Below are 6,559 nucleotides of genomic sequence, written 5' to 3'. Positions count from 1 at the left end.
ACCAGCCGTGGGTCAGCCACCCACAAGTAAAACATGGCCGCAGGCCGCTCAGTTAAATCAGCGAGGAAACAGCTTCTATGCTGGACTCCCCGTCTCCTCGGCATATTCGTAACCCACGCTAGTGCATCTCTCTATGAGGCGACATGTGATATCGCTACCGTTTCAGTAATCCCTCAACGAGCGTGAAGAAAGCGCCGATATCGATAGGCTTGGTGACAAACGCGCGAATGCCGGAACCGCGTGTCTGGGCCTCGGTCAGGCGTTCGGCATAGCCGGTGTAGAGAATCACCGGCAGATCGGGACGCCGCGTCAACAGCGTGCGCGCGAGATCGAGGCCGGTGAGTCTGGGCATGGTCTGATCGGTCACCACAAGGTCGTATTTTTCAGGACCGTCCGCGAACAAGGCCCGGGCCTCGACCGGGTTCTGATATACCGTCACCTCAAGCCCCCAACTCCCCAGCAGCTCAGCCATGAACTCGGCGACGGCCGGCTCGTCGTCCACCAGCAGCACGCGGCCCTTGAGCTGGCGGCTCGCGGATACCGGCCCCGATGTCTCGGTCCGGATTGCCTCGCCCTCCGCGCTCGCCATGGGTCTGAACAGCACGCGAAAGCGCGCGCCCTGGCCCGGCGCCGTCTCGACCACGATATGCCCGCCGTGCTCGTGCACAATGCCGTGCACGGTCGAGAGGCCCATGCCACTGCCTTTGCCGGTTTCCTTGGTGCTGAAGAACGGCTCGAATATGCGCTCCACGACCTCGGCAGAGATGCCGGGGCCGGTGTCGCTGACGGCCAGCTCGACGTAGGTGCCACGCACCGGCTGGTGACAGGAGGTGCAGACACTGTCGTGGCGAGTGGTTTTCTTGAGTGCGATATTCAGTGACCCGGCACCTTGCATGGCATCGCGCGCGTTGATGCACAGGTTCATCAGCACCTGCTCGAGATGCACCGGGTCGAGCAACACCGCCGGCAACGCGGCATCGAGCTCGGTGGCGAACTCGATGCTGGACGGGAGCGTCGAGCGCATGAGCTTGACCGATTCCTTCACCAGCGGCAGGAGTTGCAGCGCGCGCGGTTCGCCGCGCTGTCCGCGCGAGAACGTGAGCATCTGCTGGATCAGGTCGCGCGCCTGGCGGCCCGAGCGCAGCGCGCGGTCGAGATACTTGTCGAGCTTCTCGTCGCCCTGAGCCGCGACGCGCTCCTGCGCCATGGCGACGTAGCCCATAACGGCGGTAAGAATATTGTTGAAGTCGTGCGCCACGCCACCGGTGAGATGGCCGATGGCCTCCATCTTCTGCGCCTGGCGCAACTGCGCCTCGAGCCGGGTGCGCTCGGCCTCGGCCTGCTTGCGCTCGGAGATATCGCGCATGATTAGCAGCAGGTGCGGCTCGTTGCCGTAGTGCACCGGCACGCCGTGAACCTCGGCGTCGAAGATCGTGCCGTCCTTGCGCTTGGCCCTGGCTTCGGACTTCAGGCTGTGGCCGCAGCTCGCGGCCTCGAAGAACGCCCAGCAGCGCAGGTGACTGTCCGGGTGCACGAACTGGAACGACTCGGCCGCCAGCAGCTCCTCGCGCGTATAACCGTGCAGACGGCAGAATGCCGGGTTCGCATCCATGATGCGCCCGTCGGGTGTGCACAGAGCGATCCCATCGACGGAAGCATTGAAGGTCGTGTGATAGCGCTCCTCGCTTGCGCGCAGCGCCTCTTCGGCCGACTTGCGCTCGGTGATGTCGGTGGAGATGCCGCACACGGCATAGGCCTCGCCTTGGGCGTTGTACAGCGGAAACTTGAGCGACAGGTAGGTGCGCATGCCGTCTTCCCGCGGCACCTGCTCCTCGAACTCGACGGGCGCATTGCGCTCGAACACGAGTGCATCGTTGCGGTGCAGGTTCGCGGTGATCTCGGGCGGGAAAATCTCCGCGTCGCTGCGCCCGATGACCTCGCTCGCGCTCCGGCGGAACAGCTCCAGGAACAGGCGGTTGGCGAATTGATAGCGGCCGTCACGATCCTTGACGTACACCACGGCGGTAGCGTGGTCGAGAATCTGCTGCAGGACGAGGACGCTGTCCGCATCGCGCGACATCGGTGGCATCAAAGATTCGGGTTGCGTGGCCATGGCTGATCAGACGCTAGTGTACTCATGCCTCGGCCGCTGCCAAGCAGGTGTTACAAGCCTGAAACAATTGAAACAAAACGCCGCCGGCGCGCCGGGCGGGCTCAGTCGGGATTGGGGACGAACATGTAGCCCGAGCCGCGCACGGTCTTGAGGGTGCCGGGCTTGTCCGGGTCGGCCTCGATTTTCTTGCGCAGGCGCGCGATGCGGATGTCGATGCTGCGGTCGAAAGGGTCCCAGTCGCGGTTGCGCGTGATGTTCAGGATCTGGTCGCGCGTCAGCACCCGGTTGGGGCGTTCGGCGAAGACCTTGAGCAGGTCGAATTCCATGCTGGTGAGCGGGATTTCACGGTTATCGGCGTCGAGCAGCTGGCGCGTGTCGAGGTCGAGAGTGCAGCGCCCGAAGGGAACGCGCCGGCGCTTGGTTTCATCCGCAGCTCGCGTCGGTGAGGCCGCGCCCGGGCGCTGATAGCGGCGCAACACAGTCTTGATGCGGGCGCGCAGTTCGCGCGGATCGAAGGGCTTGGTGAGATAGTCGTCGGCCCCGACCTCGAGGCCGACCACCCGGTCCACGACCTCGTCGGCGGCGGTCACCATGATGATCGGCAGGTCGAAGCGCTCGCGGATATAGCGCGCGAGCGTGAGCCCATCCTCTCCCGGCAGGTTCACATCCAGCAGCACCACGTCCGGAACGTTTTTCGCCAGCAGTTCACGCATGGCCTTGCCGCTGTCCGCCGCCATGACCTCGAACCCGTGGGAGTTGAGGTATTCGGACAGCATCTCGCGGATTTCGGCTTCGTCGTCGACGACCAGAACGCGCTGCTTGTTCTCCACGCTTTCTCCCGGGTCCGGCCTTATAACGCGCGGATTATAGCAACACGCCGATACAAACCGATAACAAAAATCCCCTGGCGCGAAATCATCCTGATACGTACCGGGCCTAGAGTTCGTCACATGCAGTGGCGGTCCATGCGGAGACGAAAGTCAGGACGGCGCTGCAAGCGGGCGGTTCAACCGGTAACGGAAAGACAGGCCCGAATCGAAACCTCAACCTGAACAGGAGACAAGTGTCATGCAAACGAATCAGGCCAATGTCGTAGTGGATTTGAAGCGTACCCCGAACCGGGAACGTATCACCGAGCTGGAAAGCGAGCTCGACGGGATGGATGGCGTAACCCGGGCGCAGGCGAGCTCGAGATCAAGCCGACTGGTGCTCGTGGATTACGACCCGGAAGTGATCGACTCGCAGAAGATTCTTAGCGCCGTCGTGCGCCAGGGGTTCGATGCGCGCCTGATCGGCATGTAACCCGGCACCCGGACGCGCGGCGCGCGTCCGGGTGGACCATCAACCATCCTTTGAGGAGACAATAGTCATGAAAAGAATCGCAGCATTCACATACGGCGTTGTCTGTTACGCCATTTTCTTCGGCACCTTCCTGTACGCCATCGGCTTCGTCGGCAATTTCATCGTGCCGAAATCCATCGACTCGATACCGGACGGCCCGCTGGATCAGGCATTGTTGATCAACGCGCTGCTGCTCGGGCTCTTCGCGGTGCAGCACAGCGTCATGGCGCGCCCGGCCTTCAAGCGCTGGTGGACGCGCTTCGTGCCGAAACCGGTCGAGCGCAGCACCTTCGTGCTGTTCTCGAGTCTGGCGCTGATCGCGCTGTTCGCATTCTGGCAACCGATCGGAGGCGTGATCTGGCATGTGCAGGACCCGGTCGGGCAAGCCGTGCTTTACGGACTTTGCGCCCTCGGCTGGGGGATCCTTCTGGTATCGACCTTCCTGATCAATCACTTCGATCTTTTCGGTCTGCGTCAAGTATGGCTCCATCTGCGCGGCAAGGAATATCGCCCGCTTAATTTCGGAACGCCCGGCCTGTACAAAATCGTGCGTCACCCGATCTACGTCGGTTTCATTATCGCCTTCTGGGCCACACCGACCATGACCGCGGCGCATCTGTTCTTCGCGCTGCTCACGACGGCGTACATTCTGATCGGTATCCGTTTCGAAGAACGCGATCTCGTGACCTTTCACGGCGCGCGCTACAGCGAATACCGCAAACAGGTGCCGATGCTGGTGCCGCGCCTCGGCGGTCGTTCGTCCGGGATCGATCCGGAGGCGACCTAGAAAAATCGGGTGGCGCGGCCTGCGCCGCGCCACCCGCAAGCTGGAGGAAATGACATGAACACGCTGACGGGCAACATCGAAAATCGTTTCTGGAAACGTCTGGGCATGGCCGGTTTCGCATTTTTTCTGGTGAAGGGTCTGGTCTGGCTGGCCGTGCCGGTCGTGATGTACCTGATGGGCATCGCGGCTTGATAGCGCGGCAAATTCAGCTCAACCGATTAACTCACCGAGGAAGATTGATATGTCCACGCGATTGTTTTCGTTCATGGGTGGCGACACAGGTCTCTGGCGTGTCACCAAAATGGAAGTGATGGTAGGAGAGCCGCTGCCGGCGGCGCGAAGGCTCGAAATCGCCTCTGGCTCAGAGATTCCATCCGATCCACGGGCGTCCTGGGTTCTTCGTGGGATAACCAGCCATGAGCGGTATGTCGTTCGCGAGGAAAGGAACCAGATCGTGGCCAAGCAACTGGGTCTCGGGCGCCCCGAGGCAACCTGCGCGGCCCTGATCCCCATTCGAAAGAACGAGGCCTGGTGGGCGCTCACCCAAGACGAACGCCTGAGCATTTTCAAAGAGCAGTCTCACCACACCAGAATCGGGCTTCAGTATTTTCCCGAGTTAGCGAGAAGGCTCCACCACTGCCGGGATCTCTCGGAGCATGAGCCGTTCGATTTCCTCACCTGGTTCGAGTACGCGCCGGCTCAGGAGGCGGCGTTCAACAAGTTGCTTGCCGCGTTGCGTGCCATCGAGGAGTGGAAGTATGTGGATAGGGAAATTGACATCCGGCTCGTGCGCGAAGAGGCCTAACTCAATGACCAAGGTCTCGAAAGATCTGCGGGTTCAATCAGTCAATTTCTTCACATGCCAATAGGGGGATAACGATGACGACTCATAAAGATATCAGTTGGTGGTACTGGCTGGCCATGGCGGTGCTGCTGGCCACCGGCCTCGCGGGATTCAGGCAGGCGTTTCACGTGGCCATCGCGCTCGGCGTGGTGCAATCGCTGCATTACCTCGGTTGGCACCGCCGGCTCATGGCGTTCCCGGTGCAGGTCCGGGTGGCATATCTTGGATTGCTGGTGCTGGGACTGTGGGACCCGTATGTCATTTGGTACTGGTTCCAGCTTGCCGGCACCACGGCCATGGTCACGGTGAGCTACTGCCCGCTCGCGCGCTTCCTGTCACTCATGCCCTGGAACCGCCAGGAACCGTTCACGCTGGCGCTGCTGCGGCGAACCGTCTTCTCGGCGCCGGTGAAGGGAAGCATTTTGCAGGGATTGCCGGCGGAATAACCGCGGTGGTTGTCATGTCCGCGAAGGCGGACATCCAGGTTGAATGATCAAAAGCCGCCCTTCGGCGGCTTTTGACTTTGAAAATCTAATTGCGGGTGGCTCCGCCCCTGCACCCTGGGTGACTTTCTCTTGCTTGTCCAAGAGAAAGTCACCAAAGAGAAGGACACCCGGTCGCTTCGCCGCCCACACAACGGGCGGTACCCTGTGCTCCTCGTGTGATCAGGCGCTCGCCTAACTCGCCGGGCGCACAGTACGCGCCTCGGGCTCGATCAAGAGGCTCGCGACAACCCCCGACTTCGCTCGGTGCTCGGCTCGCTCCGACGGGTCAAAAATTACCCACCTCACGAATGTTAGCTGGCGCCACGTTCACCATCGGCTCGGATTACAGCTAGCCCCTTGGCAATAACTTCGCGGAGCAGCTTAATTCGGCCCGCGATTTTGGAACGATCTTTACTCTTAGAATCTTCATCGAGACCTCGACTGCGACAGATTTCAGCGAAGCGCTCGATGTCTTGGGGCAAGAGAACCGGATTGTGAAGAAGTTCTTCGTGGCACTCATAGCAAAATACTTCTGTTTTGCCTTCATATCCCCATGGACAAGTTTCAAAAATACCTTCGGTCTTCGTTCCGCGCCGATTGGTGGAACGGCCGAAAAAACGTTCGGGTACAAAATGGTTCTCAGTGGCGTGACTACGGCCTTTAACATCCGGACGAGCATAGGTGCCCTTCTCACGATGCAGTGTGCAACCACAGATGAAACAGCGTTCAGCCATTAATTTTCTCAAAGTTATATATTTTGTTTCAAAACCGCCGCATGAAATACGACATGCTTGTGCTTTCTACACCTTGAGTCAAGCCGAGATCGGAGAAGGTGCTGCTAAACCCCCGTAGCGCGCGCCGAGTACCGCAGCCCCACCGGGAGCTTTTAAGCGAGACCGTGTTCGAGCCCGAGGCGCGTTGTGTGCGCCCGGCGAGTTGGTCGAGCGCCGATTCCGGCGAGAAGCGCAGGAAGTAGTCGGCGGCTCCGG

At 60.8% G+C, this 6,559-nt stretch carries 9 protein-coding genes; 5 read left to right on the top strand and 4 right to left on the bottom strand.

Annotation, left to right across the window (positions count from 1 at the left end; translation table 11 throughout):
- Positions 1 to 154: 154 nt before the first annotated feature.
- Both WB402_RS00190 and WB402_RS00185 read right to left on the bottom strand, forming a co-directional pair.
- Positions 155 to 2,113, bottom strand: a complete 1,959-nt coding sequence (locus WB402_RS00190) for a hybrid sensor histidine kinase/response regulator (RefSeq protein WP_424204604.1) — start codon at positions 2,111 to 2,113, stop codon at positions 155 to 157.
- A 101-nt stretch (positions 2,114 to 2,214) separates the two neighbouring features.
- Positions 2,215 to 2,943: a response regulator gene (locus WB402_RS00185; protein ID WP_424204602.1), complete on the bottom strand. Its 729-nt coding sequence runs from the start codon at positions 2,941 to 2,943 to the stop codon at positions 2,215 to 2,217.
- Positions 2,944 to 3,181: 238 nt separating this feature from the next.
- Between WB402_RS00185 and WB402_RS00180 the strand changes: the two genes are divergently transcribed.
- From WB402_RS00180 to WB402_RS00160, 5 genes are all read left to right on the top strand, one after another.
- Positions 3,182 to 3,415, top strand: a complete 234-nt coding sequence (locus WB402_RS00180) for a heavy-metal-associated domain-containing protein (protein WP_424204601.1) — start codon at positions 3,182 to 3,184, stop codon at positions 3,413 to 3,415.
- A gap of 67 nt (positions 3,416 to 3,482) precedes the next feature.
- Complete coding sequence (gene mddA / locus WB402_RS00175; protein ID WP_424204600.1) at positions 3,483 to 4,241, top strand: methanethiol S-methyltransferase; 759 nt, start codon at positions 3,483 to 3,485, stop codon at positions 4,239 to 4,241.
- Positions 4,242 to 4,295: 54 nt separating this feature from the next.
- Positions 4,296 to 4,433 (top strand): hypothetical protein, encoded by a 138-nt coding sequence (locus tag WB402_RS00170; protein ID WP_424204599.1) that lies wholly within the window; start codon positions 4,296 to 4,298, stop codon positions 4,431 to 4,433.
- Between the two features lie 49 nt (positions 4,434 to 4,482).
- Positions 4,483 to 5,046, top strand: a complete 564-nt coding sequence (locus WB402_RS00165) for a chlorite dismutase family protein (RefSeq protein WP_424204597.1) — start codon at positions 4,483 to 4,485, stop codon at positions 5,044 to 5,046.
- Between the two features lie 74 nt (positions 5,047 to 5,120).
- Complete coding sequence (locus WB402_RS00160; RefSeq protein WP_424204595.1) at positions 5,121 to 5,531, top strand: hypothetical protein; 411 nt, start codon at positions 5,121 to 5,123, stop codon at positions 5,529 to 5,531.
- 350 nt (positions 5,532 to 5,881) lie between these two features.
- Here the strand turns inward: WB402_RS00160 and WB402_RS00155 are convergent, their stop codons facing one another.
- Positions 5,882 to 6,304 (bottom strand): hypothetical protein, encoded by a 423-nt coding sequence (locus WB402_RS00155; protein WP_424204594.1) that lies wholly within the window; start codon positions 6,302 to 6,304, stop codon positions 5,882 to 5,884.
- A 28-nt stretch (positions 6,305 to 6,332) separates the two neighbouring features.
- Positions 6,333 to 6,559: hypothetical protein (locus WB402_RS00150; protein ID WP_424204593.1), on the bottom strand; the 227-nt coding region annotated here is incomplete at its 5' end.

This window comes from Sulfuricaulis sp., from assembly GCF_049587675.1.
Lineage (GTDB): Bacteria > Pseudomonadota > Gammaproteobacteria > Acidiferrobacterales > Sulfurifustaceae > Sulfuricaulis.
Note: the sequence above shows the minus strand (reverse complement) of the source record. Positions and strands in the feature narration are given on the sequence as shown.